The sequence below is a fragment of the Methanocorpusculum vombati genome (genome assembly GCF_026891935.1).
GTDB classification, from domain to species: Archaea; Halobacteriota; Methanomicrobia; order Methanomicrobiales; family Methanocorpusculaceae; genus Methanocorpusculum; species Methanocorpusculum vombati.
Map to the genome: position 1 here is coordinate 81024 of NZ_JAPTGC010000003.1, position 25681 is coordinate 106704.

The following is a 25681-nucleotide window of genomic DNA, read 5'->3' on the forward strand; positions in this document are numbered from 1 at the left end:
GATCACGTCCGCAGAAACATCGCCGCAAGCCGATCTTTCGTCAGCACGATCGTCGTCGGTCTGCCGTGCGGACACGTGTACGGCGACCGCGTTGCCATCAGCTGACGGAGCAGACGCTGCATCTGTTCCGTCGTCATCGGGGTTGCCCCTTTCACCACTGAACGGCAGGCCGCCGTCTTCAGCACGCGGTCAAGCACACTCTCCTCACCGCCGGAGGAACTTTTATCCAGCGCCCGGGCAATGATCTCGTGAATCACCGCCGGATCGCCGAGCGACGACGAGACCACCGGAACGGTACGCACCATCCAGATGTCCTTCCCGAACGGCTCAAGCGTGTAGCCTGCATCCGCAAGCACCGGGAGCAGGTCGGGAACTGCCGCCGCCTCTTTTTTCGTGAGCTTCAGCTGCACGGGAACGATCAGCTCCTGCCCGGCCAGCCCCCGTTCCTGCCGTGCAAGCAGGAGATCATACATCACCCGCTCGTGCGCTGCGTGCTGATCGACCACCACCAGATCGCCGGTCTCGTTCCGGGCAAGAATATACGTATCCGCAATCTGTCCAAGAACTTCGGGAACAAACTCCGTCGTCTCCGGCGGTTCAAAACTCTCTGTCCGCCGCAGCTGTTTGTCCGTCTGCCGGAGTGCCGCAGCCGCGGGAACCTTGGGGGAAACGGGGTCTTTCATCTGCGGAGATATCCGCCGCTCATACGGAGATGCCGCCTCCCCCAGAACCGAGAGCGGCAGCATTGCCGCTGTCGCTGCCGTTCCGGCTGACCCACTGCCGCCCGCATCCCGGGGAGGTTCCGGAATCTCTGTGCCTGCCGCAGCCGCAAACACCCGCGTCTCATGCAGGGCACAATATACCGCGTCCTGTACCCCCGTCTGCACGTCCCTCTCGCGGGACAGCCGCACCTCTTTTTTCGTCGGATGCACATTCACATCCACGTCAGCAGGGTTGATCTCCAGATCCAGAAATGCCGCAGGATACATCCCCTTCGGCAGAAGCGTACCGTATCCCTCCCGCACCGCCCACTGGAGCGGGCGTGATGTCACCTGCCGCCGGTTAATCGAAAGATAAAACCTGCTTGGTGTGCTTTTCATCTCACAGCCCGGACGGGTTACGAACCCGGCGACCTTCACAATCCCGTAGGTCCCCGCGACCGGCACCAGATCTCTGGCAAACGTCTGCCCGAACACCGCGGCGATCACATCCGTAAAATTGCCGTTGCCGTAGGTACGGAACCGCTCTTTTCCCTGATAGGACAGCACAAACGAAATCTCGCGGTGCGCCAGTGTCAGCCGCTCCACCATATCATAGATATGGGCAAGCTCGGTTGCGACCGTCTTCTGAAACTTCCTCCGGGCGGGCGTGTTGTAGAACAGTCCCTCAACGACCACACTCGTCCCTTCCGGCGCACCGGTTGCCGCATGCTCCACGAGCTCTCCGCCGTGAATCACTACGCGGGTCGCCTCCGGACGTTCAGAACCCCGCCTTTTGGTGGTCAGTGTCACCTGCGAAACCGCGGCAATGCTTGCCATTGCCTCGCCCCGGAACCCGAGCGTTCCAATAGCTGCAAGATCTTCAGGCCGGGAGATTTTGCTGGTTGCATGCTGGCGGAACGCAAGCAGTGCATCCTCATGTTCCATACCGCATCCGTCGTCTGTTACCGCAATGCGGGTCACGGCGGTTTTGTCCGCCGCAAGATCGATTCTGATACGGTTGGCCCCGGCATCAATCGCGTTTTCCACCAGCTCTTTTACCACCGATGCCGCCCGTTCCACCACCTCTCCTGCGGCGATGTGGCTGATTGTCTCCTCGTCAAGAACCGTGATTACGCCCATTACTTCCTCTCCAGCATCGACTTGAGTTCATTGATGAACATCAGTGCCTGCATCGGTGTCATCTCGTTGATGTTCGCCTCACGGACCCGTTCCTCAACCGCCGAGACTGCGGGCGTCAGCGGTTCGGACGCCGTGTCCACGAGAAGCATCTGCGTATAGTACTTTCTGCCGCCGGAACCTGCATCTTCGCGGAGAGCCTGATTCAAAATAGCTTCTGCACGGGTCAGGACTTTTTTCGGAACGCCCGCAATCCGCGCCACATGAATACCGTAACTCCGGTCAGTTGCGCCCGGAATCAGTTTCCGCAGGAACGTAATATCGTGCTGATCCTCTTTTACGGCGAAGTGATAGTTCTTCATGCGGCGGAACTCCTGTTCCATGCCGATAAGCTGGTGGAAGTGTGTGGCAAACAGTGTCCGGGGGCCCTTCGCCCCTTTTCCATGCAGATATTCCAGCACCGCCCGGGCAATGGAGTAACCGTCCACCGTACTTGTCCCGCGCCCGATCTCGTCCAGAAGAATCAGGCTTTTGTCGGTTGCGTTGTTGAGAATGTTGGCCAACTCCAGCATCTCCACCATGAACGTGCTCTGCCCGCCGGCAAGATCGTCGGATGCCCCGACCCGGGTAAAGATCCGATCCACAATACCTATCTTTGCATAGCGTGCCGGAACAAAACAGCCGATCTGCGCCATGATGCAGATTAAGGCAACACTTCGCATGTAGGTTGACTTTCCGGCCATGTTTGCACCGGTCAGGATCAGAATCTGATCGCCGGATGCGTTCATCTCGGTGTCGTTGGGGACATAACCGCCCGGAACCGAGTCTTCGACGATGGGGTGACGGCCGTCGCGGATGAGGAGTTCTTCTCCTGCGGAGAACGCAGGCCGTACATACCGGTTCGCCGATGCAAGTTCCGCAAACGCAATCAGCATATCAATGGTGCCGATCCCTTCCGCCGCCTCTTTGAGGTCGGGCACTGAGTCGCGCAGTGTTGCGAGCAGGGATTCGTAGAGCGCAACCTCAAGTGCAAGAATGCGGTCGTCCGCCTGTGCCATCAGCGCTTCGCGTTCGCGGAGTGCCGGAAGGGTAAACCGTTCGCCGTTTACGGTGGTCTGCTTGCGTTCGTATTCGGGCGGGACTTTGCCTGCGTTTGCCCTGGTTACTTCGATGTAGTAGCCGAAGACGTTGTTGTAGGCGATCTTCAGCGATTTGATGCCGGTCCGGTCCCGTTCGCTCTGCTGAAGTTCTGCGATCCAGTCCCGTCCGGTTGCAACCACCGTCCGGAGCTGGTCGAGGTCGGCGTTGTATCCCGAGCGGATTACATTGCCGTTGCGGTACACGACCGGCGGGTCGTCGATGAGTGCGGAGGTGATTAATCCGGCAACCTCGGTAAGGTCCGGGATACGGGCAAGCTGTTCTGCCAGCAGGCCTGAGGGTGTGCCTATCTCTTTTCCGATCTCCGGCAGCAGGGCAAGGCTTGCGGCAAGCGACAGAAGGTCGCGGGGAGACGCATTGCCGTAGGCAATGCGTCCTGCAATCCGCTCAATATCAGCGACTTTTGCAAGCACGCTGTCCAGTGTAGTACAGAGTACCGGCCGGTTGGTGAAATATTCCACGGCGTCCAGCCGCAGATTGATTGCGTCCGCGTCAAGCAGCGGCACGGTTACGGTATTTCGCAGGATCCGGCTGCCCATGGGGGTTTTGGTGCGGTTCAGGAACCCGAACAGGGTGGTATCATTCCGGTCTCCCCGCAGGGGAGACAGGATTTCCAGGTTGCGCAGGGTGATTGCATCCAGGACCATTGCGTCGCCCGCATGTCTGCGGGAAAAGCCGCTGATGTGGGGGAGCGCGGTCTTCTGGGTCTCCTTTGCATACCGGAGTGCGGCGGCGGCCGCACTGATGCAGAGCGGGGAGTCGGCGCAGTCGTAGCCGTCAAGCGATGCAACGCCGAAGGCGGTACAGAGCGCCGGTTCCCCGTCCGTGAAGAGATCGGCGCGTCCGGGGGTGATTACCCGGCCGCATCCGGCAAGGAAGCTGATGAGATCTGCCGGAATCTGCTGCGGCACTAAGATTTCTGCCGGGGTGTAGCGTTCTATCTCGGTTGCAAGCGAGGCGTTGTTCTCTTCGAGAGGAATTTCCTCGACGAAGAACTCGCCGGTGGTAATATCCAGAAACGCAAGACCTGCATGTGCCTTTGCGTCCACCGCAAGCGCGAGTAGGTAATGTGCCGCGCTGGTATCCACGATACCGGTATCGATTGCCGTTCCCGGCGTGACCACGCGGATAACATCCCGTTTCACACAGCCTTTTGCGGTTTTGGGATCTTCTATCTGTTCGCAGATGGCAACCTTGTAGCCTTTGCGAACCATCCGGGGGAGATAGAGATCAAGGGCGTGATAGGGAATGCCTGCGAGGGGAATCGGATTTCCTTCCGGGTCTTTGGACCGCGAGGTCTGGACGATGTCAAGTTCACGTGCACAGATTTCCGCGTCTTCCCAGAAGGTTTCGTAAAAGTCGCCCATCCGCATAAAGAGGATGCAGTCCGGGTACTGCTCCTTAAACATCCTGACCTGTTCCATTGCGGGAGTGAGTTTCTTCTGGGGGGTCATAGGTGAAAATATATTGGTTTCTTTGCTATTGAAGGGTTGTTTTTTGTGGGTGGTGCCGGGTGACGGGGCGAAGAAGATATGGGTGGTTTGGGGAGGGAAATATTCGGTGCAGGGCCATCATTGTTCCTGAGATACTGCAAGACTGTTGCGGAGAGATGAACCTGTGGATGTTGTGGGGGTTGATGACACTGACAGATACACCGAAAAATTCCAAAATATTAATAATATTTTCTTGGTTTCAGCTGTCATACTCCGGAACACTCACAAGAAAGGAGGGGGTCATCAGAGATCATTTCAGTTCAGGACATCATACCATCTGTGCCCGATACCGAATAAATCCGAGAGAAAGAAGATCATCTCGGATGTATACGAGGTATTTTTGGAGATGCTCAACTATTATAGTCGCCGGAAACACTCTGTTGGAATACCTCCTGAAATGCGTGGACATGCAAGGATGAGAATGAATTTGTGTTCATTCATGATGTCTTTCCCCCAGTATGGCTTGCTTATGCTTGCTTATATTTCTCGTCATTCCACTGTATGCACATATCCTCACAATATAATTCGTGAGAATCAGGGACAAGGTAAACATGAGGAGGATGTACATTTTGATCCGTATAACCGAATGACTTATAAAGATCTGCCACATTCTCTGAGAGGACGTATTTCTTTCCATCTCGAACCTCTTTGCCTGAGATTTCCTCACCGGCTTGGAAGATAAATGTCTGTTTTGCGAAGTTACCATGACTGTCAAATTTACCATCCCATTTACTGACTTGATCTCCTGGACGACCAAACACTAATGAAGTATCAGGAACATCAGTTACCCATGATATCCCCACAGATGACGTACTCAGTGAACATGACATCTGTGTTCCACTGCCGCTTCCTTGCGGCTGTTCATTGTTGGAATGTACGTATGGAATAGCCGGTGTCCAAGGAGTAGGGTGGTTGGCATCTATTTTAAGGGTGAACTGTATATTTTTGTAATCACTACTGCCGAGATATTTTCCCGGTGTCATTTTTAGATAACTCGTAGTAAAGAAATAATCTTTGTCAGGAATATCTTCTATACTATCCCAATACCACTTGGAGGTAAATTCGATCCTCCCGTATACCTCATTCGTTTTATCCGACTTGTAGGAGTAGTCTAGATATGACTCACCAATTAACTTCGGCGGTGAAATTGGTGGCATATCTGCTGCTAAGGCAACAAGGGATTCGCTCGCAGACTTTGTTTTTTCCTTCAATGTGGTGTTCACCCATTTGTTCAGGTTCTCTCTCGCTGCTGCATAAGCCGTGTTGCTTGCATCCGCGGAAACGGCAGACGCATACATCATGGTTTGTCCGGTGGGTAGAACCCGGAAAGCATAAGCAGCGAGTTTTTTACCCTCAGGTAGTTTCACACCCGGGATACCCACATACCCATCTGGTATTGGGGATGCAAATAATGCGTTCTCGGATACGGTCTTCCGTTGTGATAAGATATTGGACGACAGGAAAGAGTTGGGCAAGGCAACAGGTGCCACGCTATTTCCAAAGAGCGCGGTGTAGTTGCTCAGGGTGGCATTTGCTGTTTCGAACAGATCTTCTGGTGAGAGATCGGGGCCGAACGCAGTAATGGTAAAATCAGCGGGATCGTAGATGGCCCCTCTGTAAATCGTTCTCATTGAAGTCAGGGGGATGTCTCCATTCACTATGTCGTCATCAACCAAGCTGAGGACCGCATTGTCCTCTGCATCCTGAATCCAGACCTCTCCGCTACTGAACTCATCGTGGACATCGGCGGCAACAGGTGCGATACAGAAGACAGTGGCAAACACCACCGTCGCAAGCAAGACGGCAAAACAGGTATAACACCGGTTTTGTGTCTCACACTCTAATAATTTCATGTAGTTTACCTTTAGAATTGATAATGGATAATAGTGTTGATCATAGACTCACATGGTGCCGTATATTCTCGTTTTTTCACGGATTTTTCTAAAAATACCGCGGATAAAATACAATCAGATCGATTCCCTCTTCCAAAACCAAGACCGGAATTGAAAAAGGATACCCGCCTGATTGAGCGGGGATTTGACTACTACTAATTTTTTCCGGGGGACAACCACTCCCCTGCCGAAAAAGAATTTTTGTGATTTTTTCGTAGAAGAATTGCGCGGTGCAGAAGATACCACCCAACAGTACAACAGTGCTCCAAAAAGAAAATACACCGCGGAACTGCTATTCTGAAAAAAATCCATGCGGGCATCCCCCAGCCGGACGGGAGAAACCTCATCCAAGACCTCCGGCGACCTGTCCGTCAAACGGTCTCCCGCAGTTTCGGCATCTTCCCTCAGCCAGTCCCGGCATTTTTGTAACGTATCCGGCCCGTAATATCAGCAGTTCCCCGCACGCAGGGCACCGGGTTTGCGAGCCTGCGGCATGCATGATATTGCCGATATACGGATAAGCAAGTCCGTGTTCCTTTGCCTGGGCAAATATTCTGTCCAGTGTCTCCTTCGGTGTGGGCTGGGCATTTTCCATCCGGTACATCGGAGAAAACCGGGTAAAGTGATGCGGAACGAGATTTCCGAGATGCTCTGTTTCCCAGGAAAGCATTGCGTCAATCTCTTCGGCACTGTCGTTGTATCCGGGGATGACCAGCGTCACCAGCTCCAGATGCAGACCAAGTTCCTTTGCCCGGAGAATCGTGTCAAGCACCGGGGCAAGATGTGCACCGCAGACCGTTCGGTAGAACTCGTCGGTGAATGCCTTGAGATCAATGCGGATCGCTCCAAGATACGGTGCAAGTTCTGTAAGCGCCTCCTCACTCATATAGCCGTTTGTGATGAATGCCGAACCAAGTCCTGAATTATCTGCCAGCCGGAGAACGTCCAGCGCATACTCAAAGGAAAGGGTCGGTTCGTTGTAGGTAAAGGAGATACTCTTTGCCGGTGTCTTCTGGACTTCCTTCATCAGATCTTCCGGGGAGACTGCGGATGCAAACATGTCCCGCACCTGCGACAGCGTATAGTTCTGACAGTGGCGGCAGGTCAGATTGCAGCCGTAACTGCTGACGGAGAAGGTCTGGGTTCCCGGAAGGTAATGATAGAGCGGTTTTTTCTCAACGGGGTCAATCCCTGCGGCAGTAATCTTTCCGTAACTGTTTGCATACAGTATTCCGCAGATGTTTTCCCGCACTCCGCAAAATCCCCGATCACCATCGGCAATCCGGCAGTGACGCGGACAGAGACGACAGATGACCGCATCGTCTTCGGACGGCGAGAACAGCAGAGCTTTGTGCATACAGAAATAGTATGGGGAGAATCTATATCAAAGAGCGCATCGTAATACTCACCTATGAAAATTGCCTGCTGCGGGGTGGACTGTGATGCCTGCAAGTATCCTGACGGCTGTTCCGGCTGCCGTGAGGCTGCCGGAAAGCCCTTCTGGACAGCGTATGTGAACATCACCGTCTGTCCGGTCTATGACTGCTGTGTCCGTGAACGGGAGCGGTCTTCCTGTGGCGGTTGCCCGGAATATCCCTGCAAACACCATTTCGCCTATCCGGATCCGTTTATGAGCGAAGAGGAACAGAAGAAAACACAGGAAGAAAAAATGAAAGATCTGCGTGATGTGCAAAGGAGTGCCTGATGCCGGAGAAAAAAGAGATTAGTTTTCCGGTGTCTCCGCATTCGTTTCATCGAGAATACTATTCTCCGTTTCAATCCGGTTGCGGTAGGCGACCAGTGCTGCCGCGTACTCCTCGGACTCGTGGAAACCTTTGAGGAACTCGTCGGTTGTCTCACCGGTTGCAACACCGGCCTCTTCGGCAAGATCGGGGATGATCTCTGCTGCCTGCTCATCCACACTATTCTGGGAATCGATGGCAACATCCATGAGGGTATCAATCGCACTCTGATCCGCGAAGTACTTTCCCATTGATGTACAGTAATTCATCAGAATCTCTGCCGCCTGTTTTTCCTTCTTCAGTTCCTTCAGTGTTTTTTTGGCAGCCTTCGTCTGCTTTGCAAGTTTTTTGTGGGAGTCCGTTACCTTTTTCGCGTTTTTTCCCTTCAGTTTATTGTTGCCGCCGTTTGGGCTTTTTCCTTTGGCGGAGGAGGTTACAATAACAATTTTCTTCTCGCCGTTTAGTTTAATGACATTATTGTCGCCTTTTGATTTCTCTGAGGCCATGGAAGTACACAACTCCTTGTGTACTACTGCGTTGATTTTGTAATGATATTAGTCTTTAGGTGATACCCAAACTGTTCGGAATTTTCACATGAATTTTGCCGATTTTTCTCTATCCCTATGATATTTTTCTTCTTTCGCGTGATCGGTGTGGTTTTTTTCATTCCGCCCGCTCACCAGAAGACAGTTTCCGGAAAAAAGGGCTGAATACTTTTACGGTATCACAGTTACGCCCCTGAAAAAAATAAAAATTAATATTTGATCTTCTTGTACACCGGAGCACGGCTTTTTTCCTCGGCCTCTGTGTCCTGCCGCATCTTCCGTTCGATCCAGTCAAGTACATACCGCTGGACCAGCGGCCGGTAATAGATTCCCGTAAACGCCACAATCAGTCCTGCGAGTGTCAGCAGAATAATTGCCACAATTCCCTCGGTTGCGTTGAAGGGGAATGGTTCAACCGGTGAAATCGACAGGAAGTAGATTACCGCGCCGTACATAATCATACCGATTGCCACTACAAAGAACGGTACGACAAACATCCGGGCAAGCGCTTTTCGTTCGTTCTGTACATAGTCCGTGATTTTACCGGCGGCTGCAAGCAGACCTGCAGTCATCACCCAGATGATCGCGCCGTACAGGAATGTCATAATATTGTAGAGCAGTCCTGCATCGCCCGAGACCGGATAATAGGTGATGATGCTCATGAGACCTGCGATCACTCCGCAGATAACCAGAATACCGGCAATGATATAAGCAACAAACGACATCCTCCCTTTATGGAACGAGTCGACGAGACCGTAGTAGATATAGCCGATGTACTCGTCGAGATCGAATCCCTTTATCAGCAGGTATACGCCGATAATTCCGATTACAACCAGCATTGCCGGAATTTCGTCAGAGACAAGTGATGCAATCACATACAGGATCATCGCAAGTGCTATCGGCACCAGAACACTGCGGGCAATTTTCGGGTCGTTGAACAGCTTTTTGATGATATAGTATGTACCCTCGATGTTGGGCAGCTGCTTGATTACCACCCGCACCACCCCTGATATTTTCAGATGCGACTGGATAATCGGCAGAACAAACTCATCTTCCGCACCGTCCGAGATAAGGATACAGTTTTCCACTCCGGTATCGGCAATCACTTTCTCTAACAGCTCTGCAATCCGGCGGTCGCCTTCCAGCATATTCATATGGTTACCGCCGATTACCGCAACCTCGACATCCTCGCCTTTGCCAAAGAGATCATCGTAGGTTTTAATCGCCTGAAAAATCGCGTTTGTATCCGAGTCTTCCGGGTCTGCAATGCCGAGCCGTGTTGCTGCGTCCAGACAGGCCTCTCTTCCTACAACAGGACTGATTACTCCTGCTTTATATCCGATATCATCGTCACGATCAACGCTGAGAATCAGAGTCCGTCCGGCAGTCATTGACTATACGTTTGCGAGTTCCTCGATAATATACCTGTGGGCGCGGCAGGTATCTTCGGATAGCTATGCGGCATGCGGGTGTTTTTCTGGAAACTGTTTGTAGCCTGGTTCGTGGTGAGTATGGCCGCATTTGGCGTAACGCTGATCACAATGTTTCCGTGGTTTCAAAGCAAAACCAAAGAAAAAAGCGAACCCACTACCTGTTTCCAGAAAAAAATCCACGAAATACTTTCGCCACCATACACCCAGAGCCTCTGTGCTCTGCATACACAAAACAGAAAAAAATATGGAATTTAGATAAGCTTCGACCGCTGGAGCTTTAACAGATCCTCGGTCGTCAGCTTCTCGCCGCTCTTGAAAGCATTGAAGATGTTCTCTGCTTCCTTGCGTGCGGACTTGTTCTCCTTGACGGTCTTGACTTTCTTCTGCTTGGTGCGCATACCGGTCAGGACTTTGTCGTAGTCACGGAGGTTCTTCTGGCATTCAAGGAATGCCTTGTGCTCTGCATCTGCTGCTTCCTGAGCCTCGACAAACTGTTTGTGCTTTGCATCTGCACCTTCGCGCGACTTGTCGGCTTTCCGGTAGCACTCAACCATCAGGTCGTGGTGCTTCTGGGCAAGTTCTGCCTTCTCGGTCACATCTGCGTGGAGTGCGGATGCCTGCTTACGGAACTCGCGTGCCTCGATAAGGCGGCCGCGGACTTCCTTGTTCTGCTCGTGCTCAACTTCCTGCTCTTTGACTTCGGCACGGAGCTGCTTGATCTTGTCAACAAGCTCGCGCTCCTTTTCCGTTGTCATGACCTCAGTCTGCTGTCTCTCTTCAAGAGACTCAATCTGACGGAGGATGTCCTTTACGGATGCCTTCTTCTCATGGCTTGCAGCGGCTGCGCCGGAACCTGCATCGCCTCTGAGTGCGTCAATCTCCTCAAAGAGTGCATTTGCCTTGTCGTTTAACTCATTGCGCTGTTCTTTCAGAGTCTGGACGTCATTGTTGTACTGATCACGAAGTTCTTTGTTCTTCTGTGCATCCTCAACATACTGGCGGGTTGCATTGTTCAACTCGTTTCTCTCGCGTGCAAACTGGCTTGCCTGCGCGTTTAACTCGTTGCGTTTTGCTTTGTGTTCTTCGGACTCTTCAAGGAGTGTTTTTCTCTTTTCGACAAGATCTTCGGTCAACGTTCTTACCTATCCTGAGCAGTCGTCTGTCAGATCAGAGCGGGGAAAGACACACGGAAAAGGACACGGAAGCAAATACAAAACTGCATGAAGAATGACACAAAAACGAATCTAAAATTTCAAGCGAACGAATGGTATTCAACCTCCTGTACTTTCTGCCGTCTGCCTTTAGGTCTCTGCCCTGCAGATATACGACTTTCCTATAATAAATGGTGCTATGCTGATTTAAACATATCGAAGATCCGGGAGGTGTCCGTCCGGAGAAAAAACGAAAGACGCGGGTACCAACCCACTCGCGGGTTGGGGTTTTTCAGGGACGGACATGTGTGTGTATTTCCGGGTTCCGTCCCTGTGTGAATATATTCTATAGTATTCTATGTCCTTTCTTTGTATCCTCTGAGGATTTGTTCCGGGGGTATGTTTTGCGTGTGTGGTGTGGTTTTTTCCCGGAACACCTGTGTGGTGTAATGTATGAAACCTGATGTAATTATGGTTAGCAGTCTTACATAATCCAGTCAAAGCTTGAGCCGCTGCGGGCGGTTGCGGCGTTGCTGGAAGACTGGGTGGCTGGTGAGGAGGACTGGAATCCGTAGACGTTTGCGTCCGAGCGGGAAGACTTGGTTGCCGTGTTGACTGCATGGCCGCCGAGAATCTGCGGGCTCTGGATGCCGGTCATGATTGCCATAACGGAGACCTTGCCCTCGAAGTCCTTGCGGACACGTGCGCCCCAGATAACATCTGCGTGCGGGTCAAGTTCATACGTGAGCTGCTGGGCGATCTCTTCTGCATCGTGGAGCGTGAGATCGTTACCGCCGGTGATGTGGATCAGGCCGCCGGTTGCGCCTCTGAAGTCAATGTCAAGAAGCGGGTGTGCGAGGCAGTCACGGATAACGCTCTCTGCTTTGTTCTGCTGCTTGGACTCGCCGACCAGCATGACAGCAAGACCGCCCTTGCTCATAATTGCGCGGACATCTGCGTAGTCGATGTTGATTAAGGACGGTTCGGTGATGGTCTCGGAGATTCCTTTGACGGTCTCTGCGATGATCTGGTCCATGACAGAGAATGCCTGACCGAGCGGGAGGTTCGGGACAAAGTTCTTGAGTCTGTTGTTGTCAAGAACAATCACGGAGTCTGCTGCCTGGCGCATTGCCTCCAGACCGTCTTCGGCCTTGAGCATTCTTGCACGCTCAACCTGGAACGGATAGCTGACCATGGCAACAACGATTGCGCCGTGCTCTTTTGCGATCTGTGCAACAACCGGTGCGGATCCGGTACCGGTTCCGCCGCCCATGCCTGCGGTGACGAAGACAAGGTCTGCGTCCTTTAAGATCTCTTCCAGCGTCGGGCGGGCCATCTCGGCTGCACGGCGGCCGACGTCGGGGAATCCTCCGGCGCCCAGGCCCCGGGTCAGGGATTTTCCGATCAGGACACGTTTATCGGCCTGAATCATGTCAAGGTGCTGCTTGTCGGTGTTAATGGCGATCGTTTCCGATCCTGCAACCTTCATGTTGTGGAGACGGTTGATGGTGTTGTTTCCTGCGCCGCCGCATCCGACAATGACGATTCTTGGCTGTCCAAGCATGTCGTCATCGTCAACGATGGAGGTCTTCTGCATTCCCTTTTCAAGTTCTGAGTTTTTTAATGCCTCGTTAATGATGCTCTGCATTTTTCACACCCCAATAATTTTTAACTTTAGAGTCGTACGTCGAATGTGGATACTTGTTCACTTTCACGGATAATCCGCTCTGATCTTCCGGCGAGAAACTCTCTGACAGCATATCTGACGGCTTCTGACACGGTGGGAAACTCCCCAGTTTCCACGAGTTTCTCAAGCAGTTCGACCTGCTGCGGTGGTAGGCGGATGGTGATTCTGTCCATTGTAACTCCATTCAGACAATTGTCAGTCATTTGTCCGACATTTGTCTGACGTTTGTAAGACATTCGACTGACGTCCTAATTTGGACAAATCATAATTGAATTTCTTGGTATATATAGGTATGTGTAACGTTTCGTCCCGGATCCTTTCCATTCTGCACTTTATTTATGTCTGGGGTGTGAATAGTAGTGATCAGGAACAAGGCAGCATGGTAGGACATTTTCCGGAAAAAGCAGTTCACGGAGGAAAAGTGCAGGAGCTGCGGCGTATTTTCGGTCATGATTTTCTTGACGTAAGCGCAAGCATGAACCCCTTTGTACCGCAGGTTCGGGCTGACTTCTCCTGCGCGGATTTGTCCCGGTATCCTGACGACAGTTATACCGAACTGAAGGAGATTATTGCCTGCGTTTTTTCGCGCAACATCGATGAAATCTGTCTGGGGAACGGATCTGCAGAGCTGATACGGGTGTACTGCCACACCGTCCTTTCCCGGGGCGATACCGCGCAGATCGATCCCCCGACGTTTGCAGAGTACGGTCTTTCCGCAGAACTCGCCGGCGCTGCCGTGTTGCCGGGGACACGGCTCGGGGATCGTGTCCCCGCAGTCCGGTTCATCTGTAATCCGAACAACCCGACCGGGCATCTGCTTTCCCGCGACGTGATGCTTACCGAACTTGACCGGTGCACAAAAGCAGGTACGCAGCTGTTTGTGGATGAGGCATTTATGGATCTGTCCTGTCCGGAGGATTCTATCACCGATGTTTTATCCGACAATCTGTTTGTGATGCGGTCGCTGACGAAGTCGTTTGCCGTGCCGGGGATCCGGTTCGGGTTCGGGTTTGGGTCGCCGGATCTGATCGAACAGATAGAAACGGCACGAACCCCCTGGACGATCAATGCGTTTGCGGAGTATTATGCAAAACTTGCCTTTGCCCATTATCATGAACTGCGCGGTGCGGCAGAACGGATTGCCGCCGAACGGGAGTGGTACTATGCCCGGCTGGATGAACTCGGGCTGTCCTACGAACGATCAGCAGTCAATTATATCCTGATACACCTGAACCGCAGTGCGGCTGCATTTACCCGTGCGATGATTGATCAGGGGGTTTTGGTCCGGGACTGTACGTCGTTTGGTCTTCCGGAGTGTATCCGGGTGTCGGTGGAGACCCGCGAGAGAAACGTCCGGGTTCTGGAGGCCGTCGCTGCATGCTTGCGCTGATTCTTGCAGGCGGGGAAGGATCCCGTCTGCGGCTCGGGGAGAAAGCGCTGGTAATGGTACATGAGCGGCCGATGATTGCCTGGGTGCTGGATGCGTTTTGTGCTGCAGACTGTGAACCGGTGGTGGTGACATCATACAAAACGCCGTTTACGCGGAACTGGTGCCGGGCAAACGGGGTTGCATATCTGGATACGGCGGGAGCCGGGTATGTGGAGGATCTGACCGAGGCGGTGGAGGCGTGCGGAGTGGAAGGCCCGCTGTTTACATCCGCCGCGGATATTCCTTGTCTCACCCGCGATATTATCTGCCGCATCCGTGCAAACCACGAAGAGTCCGGCCTTCCGGCCTGTTCTGCGTGGGTGCCGGTAAGCAGGTGCGAGGCGTTCGGGATGCAGCCCCGCTACCGTGAGATGGTCTGCGGAGTTGCGGCAACACCGTGTGCAGTGAACATTCTGACGGGCAGTCTGATCGGGTCTGTGCAGGAAGAGTACTGCCTGCTGCTGGACGAACCGGGACTTGCATTCAATATCAATACCCGCGAGGAGTTGGCAGTGCTGGAACGCGAATTTGATTCGGTGCGAAAACACGTGTGACAACAGCATGGTCAGGAGAAGACATCCGGGCACCGGAGGTACATCTGCATTCCTTTTTTCATCCTGCCGGATTTCAAAAAAATTCACGGGTGTTCGTCTGGCAGTCCCCACACTGCATACGCAGTCACCACCCCGTCCGGTTCGGGAACTCCCTCCGGCAGACGGAGAACCTCTCCCTCTTCCGTGACACAAATACGGAAACGGGTCTCCCATGCGGGGGAAAGCGTTATCGAGCGGGAATCATAGGCTTCGCGTGCGAGGTTCTGGCTCAGATACACGCCATGTTCCGTATCCTCGATTAGCACTTCCTGCATATACCGCATGATATACCAGCGCAGTTCGCTCAGTAAGGCAAGCCCGCTGGAGACCGTCGATACCTCAACCGAGATACCTGCCTCCAGCTCTTTTGGATGATAAAAACGTAATATGTGGCGGCTGGTCTCCGAGTCGGACAGCGTCCGGTAGAGATCCACGCCCGGTTTTCCGATACAGATCAGCAGCATCTCAGAGATACATTATGTCTGCACGTTCATCATCTTTGTCCTGATGGCGGACTTTACGGATAGCGGCGATGAACCGGTCCTCGTTGATGACATCTGCTCCTTCACGGATGGCAAGCATTCCTGCTTCACGGCAGATAGCTTCAATTTCGGCGCCGGTCAGACCATCGGTCAGATGTACCAGTTCATCGTAGTCGATGCCGGACAGAGATCCGGCATCCGCCATCTTGTGCGTGTGCACGAGGAAGATCTGTTTTCTTGCCTCCGCATCCGGGGCCGGAATCCGGATCAGCCGGTCGAAGCGTCCGGGCCGGAGAAGCGCTGCATCCAGCATATCAGGCCGGTTGGTTGCGGCCATGATACGGATGTTTCCGCGGTTGTTGAACCCGTCCATCTCGGCAAGCAGCTGCATAAGTGTCCGCTGCACCTCCGCAGACCCTGACGTTCCGTCGTTGGTACGCATACTGCCGACCGCGTCGATTTCATCGATGAACACCACCACGCCGCCGTTAGCTGCCGCCATATCGCGTGCCATCTGGAACAGGTCGCGGACCAGCTGTGCTCCTTCACCGATGTACTTGTGCACCAGCTCGGAACCGGCCATCCGGAGGAACGGGACGCCTGCATTGTTGGCGACCGCCTTTGCGATCAGTGTCTTGCCGGTTCCCGGCGGTCCGTAGAGAAGAACACCTTTCGGCGGGACAACACCGAACCGCTCAAATGATTCTGGCCGGGTCAGCGGATACTCAACCGCTTCCCGCACCTCGACAATTTCATCCTTTAAACCGCCGATGTCTGCAAAGGTGATGGATGGTTTGGTATCCAGCTCCATTACCTTGACCCGTGAGTCAACAGTACTGCCGAGAACTTTCACAACCGAGAGCGTGTTGTTTACGGCAACCTTTGTTCCGGTTTTGACTTCTTTGTAGATCTCCTCGCTTGCGGAGGTGACATACTCCTGATTGTTACCCTGCTGGCGCAGATACAGTTCGCGTCCCGGAAGTTTTTCCAGGACCACTGCAACAAACAGCGGAAGACGTTTGAGCTGCGAGTTCTCCTTTTTCAGCTGTGCATTGTCCATCCGGATCTGGTTATTGTCGGTCCGCAGGGATTCATTTTCGGCACGTGTCGCACGAAGCTGTTTATTGAGGAACTCGGTCTCTTTACGAAGAAGCCGCGCTTCTTCTGAGATCTGGGCGTATTTTTCATTGAGGTCACTGTATTCCAAGGCCTCCGGAGAAATATCTGCAACTTTTGCCCCCTTCCGCGTAGTATTGGTATTGAGTGTGTGAACTTCTTCGTCCATATCTTAACTGTATAGTAGGATTGCGGCATTTATATTCTATCTGATTGAGGATGAGGAAACGCATTCCTCCGGTGCTGCACCTGTACCTGAGTATCCCGCGATTCGCAACTCAAAGATGTGCGAATCGCGGGTCTCAGGACATTACGGGCAATTGCCTGTTCCCCGGTATGCTGTCTGTATCCTATCTCTGCAAAATGAGTTTTTTACCGAACACTTTTGCAAACAGTACGGTTTCCGGCACAAGACTGGTTAGTTCCAGCGTGAGATCCGCACCTGCCGCGGGTACAACGTCCAGTACAACCGCGTCTCCTTTTTTATTGAGGTATCGGACATCTGCGACCGCATCTGCATGGCTGCGGTTCAGCAGTTCGGCGCACCGGAGAAACAGTGCCATGATACGCACGCGGTCGCGGTCCGCCGCGGTCAGACTCCCGAACTCTGAATCTTTTCTGCCGGGCAGTTTTTTGCGGTGATAACGGACAATTTTTGCGAGGATTAAAATCTCCCGCTGATCAAACCCGAGCAGTTCCGTATTGCGGATGATGTATTCGCCGTGCTGATGGTGGCCGACGAAGGAAAGGAAATCGCCTACGTCATGCAGCCATGCGGCCTGCGCGAGGAGTTCCCGTTCCCATGCGCCGTAATTGTGCAGACCGCATTCCTTTGCCGAGTCGAAAAGCCGGAGGGTAATCTCCTGTACTTTTTGCGCGTGTTTCTCTTCAAGGCGGCAGGAACGGCCGAGCTGGAGGATACTGGCCTCTTTTACCGGCATTCGTTCGGACTGCGGGGTTCCGGGCATTTCGGCAAGATAATCCATTAAAATGCCTTCCCGCAGACCCCGGTCGCTGATCTCGATCTCCGGGATTTTGAGGGTCTTCATGACGGCAAGAAGAATCGCAGCTCCGGCAAGAATGATGTCGGCTCGGTCAGGGTTGATTCCCGGAACCTTCCTTCGTTCTTCCAGAGAGAGGGAGCAGAGGTAGGGATAAAGATTTTCCAGATCAGAGAGCAGCAGTATCGGTTTTTTCGGTGTTTCTGCTGCGTGGTAGAGCTTCTGTGCAATCTCGGCAAGATTGATGGTTGTTCCCGAACTGCCGATACAGCGGGTGAACGGGAATGCGGATATCCGCTGGAGAATCGGCATTGCAACCGTCATGACGCGGTTCATCATTTTTGTCTGCCGCTTCGGGGGGAGAGCACCGGTAAATCCTTTTTTGATACACTGGCTGGTAACCCGGATGGCACCAAGCCGCATGCTTTCCAGTGCTGCATAGGTGTACTGGCCGCCGACGATCAGTTCCGTTGATCCTCCGCCAATGTCGATGAACAGAGCAGTTTCGTTTCCCAGGCTGATGCCTGCGGCAACACCGAGATGAATCAGACGTGCTTCTTCTTTGCCGCTGATGATCTGAATCTCAAGGCCGAGTTCTGATCCGATTTTGCCAACGATTTCCTGGGAGTTGACTGCTTCCCGCATGGCAGATGTTGCCATTGCCACAAACTCGGTGGCCCCGAGACTGCGGGAGAGATCCATGAACCGTTTCAGCACCCGCATCAGCCTCTCACCCGCATCCTCCTGGATTTTTCCTGCGGTGTACTCTCCTTCGCCGAGCCGGACAACGTCCTTTATCCGGGTGAGCATATGGTATGCACCGTTTTCCCCGATAGAGACAACCAGCAGCCGGGCAGAGTTCGTTCCGATATCGATGAATGCAACTATCTTTTCCTGGGTCATGTTTCTTCCTCAGCGGCAGTGACGGTTACCGTTGTCTGCATTGGCGGCAGTTCCGGAACTTCTCTGAGGTCTGCCGCTTCGTCAAAGTCCAGTCCCGCGGCAAACATTGCGGCGATCTCTTTGTGTTTCTTGAGATGCCGCAGGGTTTCTTCCAGATTGTAGGGCACACGGATGTGATGGAGAGAGAAGGGATCGCGGGTTGCAAGCAGATAGGATGCCCGCAGGTCTTTATCCCCTGACCTCCCTGCACCGCCGGTGTTTGCTATCCAGACGCCGTGAATTTTCCGGGCAAACGTGCAGTGGGTGTGGCCGCAGATGATGACATCTGCCTCTGCGTCAGCACACAGCCGTTCCAGTTCCGTTTCGGGCGTTTCGGCACAGACATTTTCCGGAAAGACCGGGTGATGCATGACGGCAAATCTCTGGTCCCCCCACGTGAACCGTATCTCGGCCGGCATGGCAAACAGGAGTGCCCGTCCTGTTCCGGAGAGTTTTTTCCAGGTCCTGCGGTGACTGGCGCACCGTTTTTTGTCCATTCCTTCCGGGCAGTTCTTTGTTCTGCCTACGGCAAGGACCGCTTCTTCTGCGTTGCCCCGGACTCCTGCAGCGTTGATTTTCTGCAGATATTCAAGGGTTTCTTCGGGGAAGGGGCCAAATCCTATTACATCGCCTGCATAAAGGAAGGTGGTACAGCCGCGGCTTTTTGCATCTTCGATGATTGCCAGGAGTGCCGGAAGGTTTGCATGCACATCGGCGAAAAAGGCAATTGCGGAGACGGAGTCCGGGACGGAGATGGTTTTCAGCCGGAGGTCATGAATCGGTTTTGTCAGGTTCTGTTCCAGTATGCTCCACATGCCCTCATTCTTTTTCCAGAAGAGGTTTGCGTCTCTGTGCAGTTCCGCACGTTTTGTTTTCCGGTCTTCTTCAAGCGCTGCAATACCCGGGCGGATCGTGTCCATGAAACCGGTGTTGCCAAAGTATGCGGTGCATGTTTCCTCTTCTTTGGCAAGGAACTCCGGGAGATACTCGGTCCAGACATCACAGTCATGCATGTCACCCAGGTAGTCCTGGAGTTCTTTTACCATTTTGATTGCGGGGGCGAGACCGTCGCCGTAGAGGCCGCGGTAGGTTTCCATGGTGTAACGGAGCTTTTTTGCGGTGATGCGCATCTCATGATGTGCGTTTTTGCGTTCCGGATCGGCAAGGGCAGCTGCGTACAGTTTTACCTGTTCGGCGGCGAGGCTGATTGCATGGTAGGCGGTGGTGTAGGAAGTTGTGGTGGTGGTTTCGGTCTTTTCGAGTTTGCCGCGGACGATGATCTCGACACAGGATTTTTGCAGTGCGGAAAGGGTTTTGGATTTTTCAAACCGTTCGACTGCGGCAATAACATCCGGCTGGAGTGCCGTTCTTTCCTGCATGAGACGCAGGGTCAGACATTCGATACCGGATCGAAGATCGGTGCCGGTGTTTTCCCGGGCGTGACTGCGGAGAGGTTCGGGGTCTGCGGTTTGTTCCGGGATTCCGGCAAAAAATCGTTTCAGACGGGTGAGGAGTCCGGATTTTTCTTCCGGGACGGAGGATTCGGGCGCGGGAAGGATCGGGAGGGATGCCGGCTGCTCCGCATCCGGCATCCGGAATTCTCCGGGGAGGAACCGTGGCGTTCCTTCCCTGAGGGGGACGCTTGGAATGGTTTGTGCGTAGTCTCTGAGAAATGCTATCTGGACGTCAAGGTCGCGGGCACGTCCGAGTGATCGCGTGATCTGTTTTATTTCAGTTTCCCAGCGCCGGTACTCTTTTTCCGGGAAGCATCCGGCGAAGAGCGGCAGAGCTGCCCGGAGTCTGCGGGATGCGACCCGCATGCGGTGGATGTACTCGATGTCGGTTCCTGCTTTAACGCCGGCACTTTCCCCTGCCATATCAGCGGCAAGCTGGGCAAGTACGGTTGCGCCGTAGAGCCGGTATCCGGGGTCTGTGTTAGTAGTCATGCCAGATTCCGCGATGTTCCATCATCCACATCTGGGAGTTGAGGGGTTCTTCGCCTTCTGCGGGGAGTACTTTTTCGTAGCTTCCGTCGATGTGGAGAATCTGTGCCTGAGCAGTGTCTTTGATGTGGGTTTCAAGGATGGTGTGGATGATCATGTCCCGGAGATGCGGGTCTTCCACCGGGAAGAGAATTTCAACCCGCCGCGAGAGGTTTCTTGGCATGAGGTCAGCGCTGCCGAGCAGGACTTCTTCGTTTCCTCCGTTGCGGAAGTAGTAGATGCGGGTGTGTTCGAGGAATCTGCCGACAATGGAGATGACACGGATGTTATCAGAGACGCCCGGAACTTCGGGCCGCAGGCAGCAGACACCGCGGACGACGAGGTCGATTTTAACACCTGCCTGACTTGCCCGGTAGAGGGCTGTGATGCATTCTTCATCTACAAGGGCGTTGAGTTTGAAGGCGAGGTAACCGTCGCCGTGGGTCTTCTGCCGTTCGATTTCGCGGTCGATTCTTGCAATGAGTTCCTTTCGCATGGTGCCCATAGTCCCGTGGGAGACGAGCAGTTTGCGGTAATCGGTCTTTTTGGAGTAGCCGGTTAAGGCGTTGAAGAGGTCGGCGATGTCTGCACCGATATCCGGGTCACAGGTGAACATGGAGAGGTCGGTGTAGATACGTGCGGTGGATGCGTTGTAGTTGCCGGTGCCCATGTGGGTGTAGGTTTTGAGTTTGTCCTGTTCGCGGCGGACGACCATACACATTTTTGCGTGGACTTTGAGGCCGACGATGCCGTAGATGACGTGAACTCCTGCACGTTCAAGTGACCGCGCCCATTCGATGTTGTTTTCTTCGTCGAATCGTGCTTTGAGTTCGACGAGGACAGTGACGGGTTTTCCTTCTTCGCGGGCTTCCATGAGGGCGTGGACGATCGGGGAGTTTTTGCCGGTGCGGTAGAGGGTCTGTTTAATTGCGAGGACGTTGGGGTCGTGGGCGGCCTGCTGCACGAATTCGACGACCGGGCCGAAGCTGTCGTAGGGGTGGTAGAGCAGGAGATCGTTCCGGGCAATTGCTGCAGGCAGGGATTCTTTGGCGAGGCATGCGGGAACAGAGGCTTTGAACGGTGTGTCTTTGAGGTCAGGCCGGTCAATGTCCATGAGTTCCATGAGATCGTTCATGCCGATGAGGCCGCTGGTGGATACGTAGACCTGCGTGGGCATGAGCCGGAGTTTTGCGGTGAGGAGGTCACGGATCCATTCCGGCATGGCGGCGTGTACTTCGAGGCGGGAGGGGATTCCTATCCGCCGCTGTTCAACGCTGGTTTCGATTGCGGTGAGGAGGTCGGATGCTTCGTCTTCTTCGATCTCCATATCGGCGTCACGGGTTACGCGGAAGATGTAGGTGTCTTTGACCTCCATTCCGGGGAAGAGTTTCTGGATGTTTGCGGCGACAAGGTCTTCCAGGACGACGTAGTGGTATTCGGAGCTTTTCGCGGGAGGGATCATCCGGTCGTTTCCGATGCGGATGAACCGGGGGAGGGTACCTTTGGGTACTTTGACCCGGGAGAAGACCTGGCCGCGGGTGGGGTGGTTGATGACGACGGCGAGGTTGATGGAGAGGTTGGAGATGAAGGGGAAGGGGTGGGAGCCGTCGAAGGTCATGGGGGTCAGTATGGGAAATATCTGGGTTTCAAAGTATTTTTGCAGATATTTCTGCATTTCGGGGCTGAGGTCTTTGCATTTGTGGATGTAGATACCTTCCTGTGCGAGGGCGGGTTTGAGGTCCTGGCTCCAGCAGCGGCAGGACTCGGCCTGGAGGGGGAGGAGGGTTCCGAGGATCTCCTGCATCTGCTCAGTGGGGGTCATGCCGTCCGGCGGGCGTTCGAGGACGCCGCCGCGGATCTGGCGCAGCAGACCGGAGACCCGGATCATCATGAACTCGTCGATGTTGTTTGCGAAGATGGAGAGGAATTTGACGCGTTCAAGGAGGGGGTGGCGGAGATTTGCGGCTTCTTCGAGGACGCGGCGGTTGAACTGAATGAGGGAGATTTCTCTGTTGATGTAGAGGGATTTGTCCGTGAGGCTGATCTGAGAACCGAACGGGTCGCGGATATCATCGGGGGTCATTTGTACGGGGTCTCCAAGGGGTTGTTATACGTGTATTTGGTTTCCATTGGTATCAGTCCTTTCTATAGAAACACTATAGAAAACCGGAACGGATGCTGTGACGAATGTGATGCCGAAAACGTATTGGGCAGGTCTTTTTCCGGAAACTGTTGTCTGGTTGGCGGGCGGGGGGAGAAAAAACCGCCACAGATTCTCACGGCAGAGCCGCCGCCAGGTCCCGGAATATACTACATCATCTCATACCATCACAGCCCGGAAAACCGGAAACGTATCATACTTCAGGAACACCTCCCCCGTGAACGTTACCTTAATAAATAATCCCTCCTCATTTTTATCCATGGGAAAAAAGATTGCTGAAATAGTCGAAACCATAGAATTTGTGGCAGACATTGAAGGAGCAAAGGACTGCCTCATGTCCCAGCAGGGTGAACTCTGGTTTAACATTGACGTCCCCAAAGGCCACGGCCTGAAAAACGGCGATAAAATTCGCGTAATCGTAGAGCGCGCTGATGAATAATGATGGATAAACAAGCAGGGCAGGCGGATACCAGAAAACGAATGGTACTGATCCTGACAGGAATCATTGCGGCTCTTGTCCTTGTAATTGTACTGACGATAGGAGCCATCGCAATCGACGCAGAAGACCCCGTATATATCAACGGAAAACTCGTTGCCGCATTCCAGTACACCGGCGACCCGCGGGACGTCTGGGTACAGTGCACCATCTCCCGCGTGGACGACATCTTCGCCGAAGAACAGATAGGCAATCTCCTGACAATCGCACCAACCTTCACCGCAGGCAGAAACATCTGCGAATTCCCGATAGAACTCGAACCGGGGACCTACAAAACACGTCTCTACGTCAGGGAACGCAACGAAGGTGCCGCACGGCTTGCCGCATTCATCAAAAACTTTGAGATAATATGATCCATATCTTCGACAATGCCCTTCTCTTCAACCCATGTACCGGAGAATGGCTGTTTACCTCTTTTTCCGTGAAAAACGGAGTTGTTACCGCAGTCGGCGCAAACCACAGCCTCACCGGCGACCGGATAACCGATCTTGGCGGTGCCCGGGTAATCCCGGGACTGATCGATACACACCTGCACATTGAAAGCACCTTCCTTGTACCGCAGGAATTCGGCAGGGTTGCCCTTTCGCACGGCGTCACCACCGCAATTGCCGACCCCCATGAAATCGCCAATGTCGCAGGACTCGCCGGAATTGACTTCATGATGCAGGACGCACAGCATGCACCAAACGACATTTTCTTTACCCTCCCCTCCTGCGTCCCGGCAACCGCCGATGATGTCGGCGGGGCAGTCATCACCGCAGCTGATCTCGCAAAATATACCGACAACCCCCGCATTCTCGGGCTCGGGGAAATGATGAACTTCCCGGGAGTTCTTGCCGGCGACCCCGAGACTCTTGCAAAACTCTCCCTGTTCCCACACGTTGACGGCCATGCTCCGGGGCTGACCGGGATCAGCCTCTGCCGCTACGTTGCCCACGGCATCAAAACAGATCACGAGTGTACTTCTGCGGAAGAAGCACGCGAAAAACTCCGGCGCGGCATGTATATCCTGCTGCGGGAAGGAGAAGCTGCTCGGGATGTGGCCGTCCTTTCCTCCATCGTCGACCCAAATACCGTCGCACACTGCTGTTTCTGCACAGACGATCGGCATGTGGACACCCTGGTACGCGAAGGCTCCATCGATCACTGCATCCGTGCTGCAATCAGCGCAGGCATGCCGGAAAATCTCGCACTCCGCATGGCAACACTCTCCGCCGCGGAATGCTTCGGTCTCACCGACAGAGGAGTTATCGCACCGGGCCGCGTCGCCGACTTCTGCATCCTCGCAGATACCGATACCTTCACCATACAACAGGTGTACAAAAACGGCATCCCCGCAGAAGAGATCCCCGCATCTGCGGTGCAGACACCCTGTCAGGTCCCGGAGTTCTCCTGCAGATTCCCGGCCAAACCCGATCTCGCCCTGCCAACAAAAGGGGTCGCCCGGGTCATCGGCATCATCCCAAGTGAAATCGTAACCCGGAACATCCCTGCCAAACCCGACGCGGACGGAGTACAGAAGATCATCTCTGTTGACCGGTATCATGCCGGCGGCTTTACCGTCGGCCTGGTAAAAGGATTTGAGATGCAGACCGGAGCTGCCGCCACCTCAATCGCCCATGACGCCCACAACATCATCGCAACCGGCAGAAGCGACGAAGAAATTCTCACAGCAGTCCGGGCAGTTGCCGATGCCGGCGGAGGGCTTGCAGTAGTTACCGGGAATGAAGTCACCCTCCTTTCCCTCCCCGTCGGCGGCCTCATGACCCGGGAATCTGCCGACGTAACAGTTAGACAGCTGGACAAACTATCCGCACATCTGAAACGTACCGGCGCATACAAACAGACCTTTGGCCACCTTTCCTTCCTGTCGCTTACCGTAATCCCACATCTGAAGATTACCCCGCGGGGCCTGTTCGATGTGGACGCATTTGAGATGGTCCCCCTGTTCCACTGATTTTTTTGACAGGAAAGAATATTGAGAAGAACAACAATACTGATAATTACGATGAAACGACAGCGGGATATTGCCATCATTCTGGCGGCGGCGTTTGTTCTCCTGCCGGTACTGGCAGGCGCTGCAGCGGCAGCGGAGCCGACCGCAACGGAAACACAGCGTTTCGTCCTGTTTCAAAGTCCCGAACTGTCAAACCACTACGGCTACATTACCGTAAACTCCGTGGACGTGAAACTGGAGGGAGTAAATGCTGTATATACGGTTAACTACTCAATTGACCCGTGGATTGCATTTCTGGTATTCCTGCTCGGCAAACAGGATCTGAAAAACCGGCTGCTGAAAATCATCAACCCCCCTGTCCCGACCAGCGGCCAGACGCAGGAGATCGTGTTCCAGTATGTGGATAACGAAAAAGCAATCATCTCGGTATCCAACGCTGCAATGAGCTACGGAGACAACACCTACTGGTATCCGGAACAGGAGTTTGCAGTCACGATTCCGCAGATTACATTTACGGCCTCGTTTACCAAAACCTACAACAACACCCGTGTGATTGAGCGGGGATTCGGCTACTATTAATCCC

Annotated in this window: 21 protein-coding genes; 7 read left to right on the plus strand and 14 right to left on the minus strand. The window is 53.7% G+C overall.

The window, feature by feature from the left end; all coding sequences use genetic code 11:
* Window positions 1–2: 2 nt before the first annotated feature.
* From mutL to amrS, 4 genes are all read right to left on the minus strand, one after another.
* A complete protein-coding gene (gene mutL, locus O0S09_RS02895) occupies window positions 3–1841 on the minus strand; it encodes a DNA mismatch repair endonuclease MutL (protein ID WP_268922426.1) in 1839 nt (612 codons plus the stop codon).
* Entirely contained in the window at window positions 1841–4450 is a 2610-nt protein-coding gene (gene mutS / locus O0S09_RS02900; RefSeq protein ID WP_268922427.1) for a DNA mismatch repair protein MutS, read from the minus strand. Before mutS ends, mutL begins: the two co-directional genes overlap by 1 nt.
* 506 nt (window positions 4451–4956) lie before the next feature.
* Complete coding sequence (locus O0S09_RS02905) at window positions 4957–6342, minus strand: hypothetical protein (protein WP_268922428.1); 1386 nt, start codon at window positions 6340–6342, stop codon at window positions 4957–4959.
* A gap of 382 nt (window positions 6343–6724) precedes the next feature.
* A complete protein-coding gene (gene amrS / locus O0S09_RS02910) occupies window positions 6725–7738 on the minus strand; it encodes an AmmeMemoRadiSam system radical SAM enzyme (protein WP_268922429.1) in 1014 nt (337 codons plus the stop codon).
* A gap of 54 nt (window positions 7739–7792) precedes the next feature.
* Between amrS and O0S09_RS02915 the strand changes: the two genes are divergently transcribed.
* The gene (locus O0S09_RS02915) at window positions 7793–8086 is read left to right on the plus strand and encodes a DUF3795 domain-containing protein (protein WP_268922430.1); all 294 of its coding nucleotides are present in this window, start codon (window positions 7793–7795) and stop codon (window positions 8084–8086) included.
* A gap of 18 nt (window positions 8087–8104) precedes the next feature.
* On the opposite strand, the gene O0S09_RS02920 is transcribed toward O0S09_RS02915, so the two are convergent.
* From O0S09_RS02920 to O0S09_RS02940, 5 genes are all read right to left on the minus strand, one after another.
* Window positions 8105–8629: a hypothetical protein gene (locus O0S09_RS02920; protein WP_268922431.1), complete on the minus strand. Its 525-nt coding sequence runs from the start codon at window positions 8627–8629 to the stop codon at window positions 8105–8107.
* A 248-nt stretch (window positions 8630–8877) separates the two neighbouring features.
* Complete coding sequence (locus O0S09_RS02925) at window positions 8878–10059, minus strand: DUF373 family protein (protein WP_268922432.1); 1182 nt, start codon at window positions 10057–10059, stop codon at window positions 8878–8880.
* A 293-nt stretch (window positions 10060–10352) separates the two neighbouring features.
* Complete coding sequence (locus O0S09_RS02930) at window positions 10353–11234, minus strand: coiled-coil protein (protein WP_268922433.1); 882 nt, start codon at window positions 11232–11234, stop codon at window positions 10353–10355.
* Window positions 11235–11736: 502 nt separating this feature from the next.
* A complete protein-coding gene (gene ftsZ / locus O0S09_RS02935) occupies window positions 11737–12900 on the minus strand; it encodes a cell division protein FtsZ (protein WP_268922434.1) in 1164 nt (387 codons plus the stop codon).
* A gap of 26 nt (window positions 12901–12926) precedes the next feature.
* A complete protein-coding gene (locus tag O0S09_RS02940) occupies window positions 12927–13112 on the minus strand; it encodes a ribbon-helix-helix domain-containing protein (RefSeq protein ID WP_268922435.1) in 186 nt (61 codons plus the stop codon).
* Window positions 13113–13318: 206 nt separating this feature from the next.
* Here O0S09_RS02940 and O0S09_RS02945 point away from each other — a divergent pair, with 206 nt between their 5' ends.
* Window positions 13319–14329 carry a pyridoxal phosphate-dependent aminotransferase gene (locus O0S09_RS02945; RefSeq protein WP_268922436.1) on the plus strand — a complete coding sequence of 337 codons (1011 nt, stop codon included), beginning with the start codon at window positions 13319–13321 and terminating at the stop codon, window positions 14327–14329.
* The gene (locus O0S09_RS02950) at window positions 14317–14922 is read left to right on the plus strand and encodes an NTP transferase domain-containing protein (protein WP_268922437.1); all 606 of its coding nucleotides are present in this window, start codon (window positions 14317–14319) and stop codon (window positions 14920–14922) included. Before O0S09_RS02945 ends, O0S09_RS02950 begins: the two co-directional genes overlap by 13 nt.
* Before the next feature lie 83 nt (window positions 14923–15005).
* Here O0S09_RS02950 and O0S09_RS02955 read toward each other — a convergent pair whose 3' ends face one another.
* The 5 genes from O0S09_RS02955 to ppk1 all read right to left on the minus strand — a co-directional run bounded on the left by O0S09_RS02955 (window position 15006) and on the right by ppk1 (window position 22567).
* Entirely contained in the window at window positions 15006–15425 is a 420-nt protein-coding gene (locus O0S09_RS02955) for a DUF5804 family protein (protein ID WP_268922438.1), read from the minus strand.
* A 1-nt stretch (window position 15426) separates the two neighbouring features.
* Entirely contained in the window at window positions 15427–16728 is a 1302-nt protein-coding gene (locus O0S09_RS02960) for a proteasome-activating nucleotidase (protein WP_268922439.1), read from the minus strand.
* Window positions 16729–16909: 181 nt separating this feature from the next.
* Window positions 16910–18463, minus strand: coding sequence for a Ppx/GppA phosphatase family protein (locus tag O0S09_RS02965; RefSeq protein ID WP_268922440.1), 1554 nt, complete (start codon window positions 18461–18463; stop codon window positions 16910–16912).
* Window positions 18460–20448 carry a CHAD domain-containing protein gene (locus O0S09_RS02970; RefSeq protein WP_268922441.1) on the minus strand — a complete coding sequence of 663 codons (1989 nt, stop codon included), beginning with the start codon at window positions 20446–20448 and terminating at the stop codon, window positions 18460–18462. Before O0S09_RS02970 ends, O0S09_RS02965 begins: the two co-directional genes overlap by 4 nt.
* A complete protein-coding gene (ppk1, locus tag O0S09_RS02975; protein WP_268922442.1) occupies window positions 20438–22567 on the minus strand; it encodes a polyphosphate kinase 1 in 2130 nt (709 codons plus the stop codon). Before ppk1 ends, O0S09_RS02970 begins: the two co-directional genes overlap by 11 nt.
* A 109-nt stretch (window positions 22568–22676) precedes the next feature.
* Between ppk1 and O0S09_RS10020 the strand changes: the two genes are divergently transcribed.
* Genes O0S09_RS10020 through O0S09_RS02995 form a run of 4 tightly spaced genes read left to right on the plus strand, consistent with a single transcriptional unit; the run spans window position 22677 to window position 25677 of the window.
* Entirely contained in the window at window positions 22677–23084 is a 408-nt protein-coding gene (locus O0S09_RS10020) for a hypothetical protein (protein ID WP_425438232.1), read from the plus strand.
* Window positions 23084–23494: a hypothetical protein gene (locus O0S09_RS02985; protein ID WP_268922444.1), complete on the plus strand. Its 411-nt coding sequence runs from the start codon at window positions 23084–23086 to the stop codon at window positions 23492–23494. Before O0S09_RS10020 ends, O0S09_RS02985 begins: the two co-directional genes overlap by 1 nt.
* Entirely contained in the window at window positions 23491–25098 is a 1608-nt protein-coding gene (ade, locus tag O0S09_RS02990) for an adenine deaminase (RefSeq protein WP_268922445.1), read from the plus strand. Before O0S09_RS02985 ends, ade begins: the two co-directional genes overlap by 4 nt.
* A 51-nt stretch (window positions 25099–25149) precedes the next feature.
* A complete protein-coding gene (locus tag O0S09_RS02995; protein ID WP_268922446.1) occupies window positions 25150–25677 on the plus strand; it encodes a hypothetical protein in 528 nt (175 codons plus the stop codon).
* Window positions 25678–25681: the final 4 nt, after the last annotated feature.